The 3,960-nt window shown below is 39.2% G+C and carries 5 protein-coding genes; 3 read left to right on the forward strand and 2 right to left on the reverse strand.

All coding sequences use genetic code 11. From position 1 onward, the window contains the following. From VB732_RS35520 to VB732_RS35530, 3 genes are all read left to right on the forward strand, one after another. The coding region (locus VB732_RS35520) for a toprim domain-containing protein (RefSeq protein WP_323235487.1) at positions 1-393 on the forward strand (393 nt) is incomplete at its 5' end. 478 nt (positions 394-871) lie between these two features. Further along, entirely contained in the window at positions 872-1,144 is a 273-nt protein-coding gene (locus VB732_RS35525; RefSeq protein WP_323235488.1) for a hypothetical protein, read from the forward strand. A gap of 50 nt (positions 1,145-1,194) precedes the next feature. Further along, the gene (locus VB732_RS35530) at positions 1,195-1,752 is read left to right on the forward strand and encodes a shikimate kinase (protein ID WP_323235489.1); all 558 of its coding nucleotides are present in this window, start codon (positions 1,195-1,197) and stop codon (positions 1,750-1,752) included. A 962-nt stretch (positions 1,753-2,714) separates the two neighbouring features. Here VB732_RS35530 and VB732_RS35535 read toward each other — a convergent pair. Together VB732_RS35535 and VB732_RS35540 are read right to left on the reverse strand one after the other, a co-directional pair. Beyond that, positions 2,715-3,266 carry a GNAT family N-acetyltransferase gene (locus VB732_RS35535; RefSeq protein ID WP_323235491.1) on the reverse strand — a complete coding sequence of 184 codons (552 nt, stop codon included), beginning with the start codon at positions 3,264-3,266 and terminating at the stop codon, positions 2,715-2,717. Positions 3,267-3,564: 298 nt separating this feature from the next. Then, positions 3,565-3,849 carry a DUF3303 domain-containing protein gene (locus tag VB732_RS35540; protein ID WP_322687326.1) on the reverse strand — a complete coding sequence of 95 codons (285 nt, stop codon included), beginning with the start codon at positions 3,847-3,849 and terminating at the stop codon, positions 3,565-3,567. Between the last annotated feature and the right edge of the window lie 111 nt (positions 3,850-3,960).

Genomic DNA, 3,960 nt, shown 5'->3' on the forward strand with positions numbered 1-3,960 from the left:
TCTACACCAAATAGTTGGTTTTATCTGAGATTGGGAGGGCAACCAACGGACAAGGTAGAAAACGTCTTTTTGTGTTCTACACCAATTGATGCGATGTCAGCAGCAACCTACCTAATCTCAAGTTGCAAGGGGCTACCGCCAACTAGAACAATGTTTATGGTAGCTGATGACCCGAATAACCTACCTATGGAATTTCTCAAAGATACTAATCAAGTTATCCTGGCGTTTAATAATGATCCGCAAGGGAATACTGCTGCTAGTGCAGTATTAGAATTGTTGCCCCAGAGTAAGAGAGTGACAACTTTTAAGCCTGATTGGAGTCAGGAACTAGAAGCTTTGCTGTGGGAGGAGCAACAAAAGCGCAGACAGCAACAGGATGAACTTAGCCTTTGATCTACGGCGACTCTACCGAACTCGTTGCGAATCATGCGCCAACGAGTTTTTAAATTCTGGTCGGGAAATTAGTAAAAACAAACAGACTAGAAAAATTCTTCAACGGTTTTTTTGAAGTACGTTTGCAACACTTTAGTATTATGATTTTTGGTCAAAATTCCCCAACAGCAGCAGAGCGATTTTTGATAAAAATGGCTCTATTGCAGTCACAATAATAGTTAGAAGCAATTTTTAGGAAAAACTGTTGGTGCAAAAATGCTGTCCAATGACATCAATTGACAGTTAACAGCAGTTGTACACTGTTAATAGCCGTAACTGCAATTTGCATCTTATAACTGCTCCTTACTGCTAACAGGCAGCCAAAATGCAGAAAACCTGGGTTTTTAGTCCAAATGGGCAGCTAAAAAGTAATTTGTAACTTACGCTACATTTTACGCAATTGAATCTCCTTTAATCCTACGTAATTTTCGGTGTTTATATGAGCGATGCCAAGCAAGAAATTCTTTCTATTAAACGAGACAGTAACAACATCGATGGCCAAATACTTAATTTTTTAAAGACCAGCCCTATCTCACCTGGGTCTACTTTAGCTGATGCAGTGATGGTAACTCTCAAAGCTCATTGGCTACCTTTGGTGTTGTACTCATTGGGTGTGCGCGGTGAAAAATTGCGTACTCCTACTATTTGGGCGCTTCACCAGTTGGAAGCACAAGCTCGGCTCATTCGTCGCCTTTGTGAGATTGATACTTGATTGAAGCGAGGTAGTGAACATCAAGTGACTTTCCTTGTTAATAGAATCCCATGAAATCAGATATTATTCTCATTGGCCCAATTGGTGCTGGCAAAACTACTATTGGGGCGCTTTTAGCTTCTAGGCTTGGATTGACTCAATATTCTATGGATGATCTACGCTGGTCATACTACTTTGAGATTGGCTATGACGAGGAATTAGCTTTGCATAAGCGAGAAACTGAGGGTTTCTGGGGAGTTTATCAGTATTGGAAGCCATTTGAAGCTTATGCTGTTGAAAGGCTGCTATCGTCACATAATCAATGCGTTATTGATTTTGGCGGTGGTCATTCCGTGTATGAGGATGCTGCTTTATTCCAACGAGTTCAACAAGCTCTAGCACCATATCCTAATGTGATTCTTTTACTTCCATCACCAAATTTAGATGAGTCAATCCAGATTCTCAATCAGCGCAATCACTACTTGCCAGATGATAAACTCAATGTCAACGAACACTTTGTTAGACACGCTTCAAACTATGAACTGGCAAAGTTCATAGTTTATACAAAAGGCAAGACACCAGAAGAAACTTGCAGCGAAATTTTGAACTTGATAGAGGCTGTCGAGTAGCAATGGATATCGGCAAGTAAGAATCAAGTAAGTTTTGAAATTTTCTTAATGGCTTAATTATTTTAATTTATAAGCTTTTCCAGCAGGTACGACCGAGAAACTTCCTTGCTCGGTCGATCCTAGAGCAAGGTGATTGTGATTTGAACTAAAAATTGAAATTTTAACTCATGATATGCTTCAGAAATGAGTATCCAGTTTATAGTTCACTTTTAATATTCGAGTTTTTTACTAATAATGATTATCGTGTAGGGGATAAAAAGACTGTTAAGAGAGACTTTTATATCAAGCCTTCGGCTTGATTATCATTATTATTCAGCTACGATTTGAGGTTAGCGATCGCTCCGTTGTTGGGCGATCGCTTAGACAATGAAATATTTGATTTTTACTCAGATATCTACTAAAACAAAATTTTGAACCATAACATGGGCATTTGAACCATATTTTGAATTGAAAGTTTAAGTTAGAGCAATTTTTTCAGGGATTTTTTGTGCAAGTTTTGTCCAATTGTGTTTTTTCAACTCATTCTCTAGTTATGATTCAGAATTTCAACTCTCACTCATAATTTGATTCAAAGTTTTAATTTGTGATTACGCCCGTGAGTAGCATTGGAACAGGAATGTACGTTAAGCCCAAGATGCTTACTGTAATTGAGTTTGAGCCGACGCTCTCAAATCTATCTATTCCTGTGATAAAGATTTTTATCACAGGAAAAATACGCTCAAAGCCTGAATTATCGGTCAGAATGAGGCATTGAAGAAGGTAAAATTTTTATCGTTATCACAGGAATCAGTGGTTAGCGTACATTTTGGTTCCAATGCTACTCCCACGCGGATTAGCGCGAAAGCCTGAATTTTCGTTAACTCTTTTCTAATTTATGGATCAAAATTTTTCTCATATTATGATTCAAAGCATAGTGATCGCTTCTACTTGATAAAAATCGGATTTTGAGCAGTGAAGCGGATTCAAATGGGGCGCTCCCAAGGTTCACTGTACTGCCGATATCCCAGACGCTTGAATGCAGAAATCATCCGCACGTTATTGACAGAAGTATCACAAAACACCCGCCAAACTCCTACTTGTTGTAATGTAAGTGTTCCTTGTGACAATAGATCGTTTGCAAAACCATGCCCTTGGTACTCTGGTAACACGCCAATATCGTAGATACTTCCTTCCTCTTTGCCTTCTTTGGCACATCCTGTAAAGATAACCGGAAGCACAAACCCTACAATGTCGCCATCTTCGTTAATCCCAAACTGCCACCAGTCATCTTGATACTCAAAGCCATCACTTGCCAAGTTCAAAAATTTCTCAGCCGCTTTGTCAGGCGAACTTTCTGAAATTTTTCTCTGATGACTTTCATCCATTGATGAAGCCATTACACGCCCAACGATTCTTATTAATAGATTCTCGCGCATTGCCTTGACTGGCTCAAAAGTCAATCGCCGTGGAACTTCAATTAACGGTTTAGGCTCTTCCCAAACAAAGGGTACTTTTAGGTAAGTTTGCTGATCCATAGGCAATAGCAACAAAAATCTATTACTCCTTTCATATTACACCATACTACATAATCAGCGTGACAGTTGGTAACTTAACTTGCATAAACACTTAACTGTATTGACAAACTTTGGAATAGCCCCGACCTCGCAATAGAGATGCGAGATAGTGGCTCTCAAAAGCAGGTTGAAGCGATCGCGCAAGTTGGCTTGATATGAAATCTGCACGGGAAGCTATTTGCTATGGGTTAAGCATCAGTAAAAGTTTCAAGTCTCTTCCAGCTAAATGTACCGGCGTTGCTTGCAGATAACTTTGCCGTTACAAACCATTAAGCAGAGGTGCAATAAGTTCTTGGGTTTGTTTACTACTAACTACCGGAATAATTTCAAAAGTCACTCCTGAGCCACGCCACTTCAAAATCCATTCCTGAAGTAAGCATAAGTTATCGCACTCCATCACCTGAAAACATCTACTAAAATTCGGTTCTACCCAGCTATCGATATATTTAAGACCTTCGGGAAACATTCTGCCTTCATCCCGAATACGTTGATAAATTGGCAGCATATCATTGTCTTTAAATCGCTCAATGATCATAAATAGCATTTGATGGTTTTCCAATTATCAGCGTCTTTTGTTAAGTTACCTGGCAACGAGCGGTATATTTAAGTTGCCCTTGTTTTTCTGTAACCTTTAGTATGGAGAGGTTATGTGATT

This window comes from Nostoc sp. UHCC 0252 (assembly GCF_034931145.1).
Classification (GTDB): Bacteria; Cyanobacteriota; Cyanobacteriia; order Cyanobacteriales; family Nostocaceae; genus Nostoc.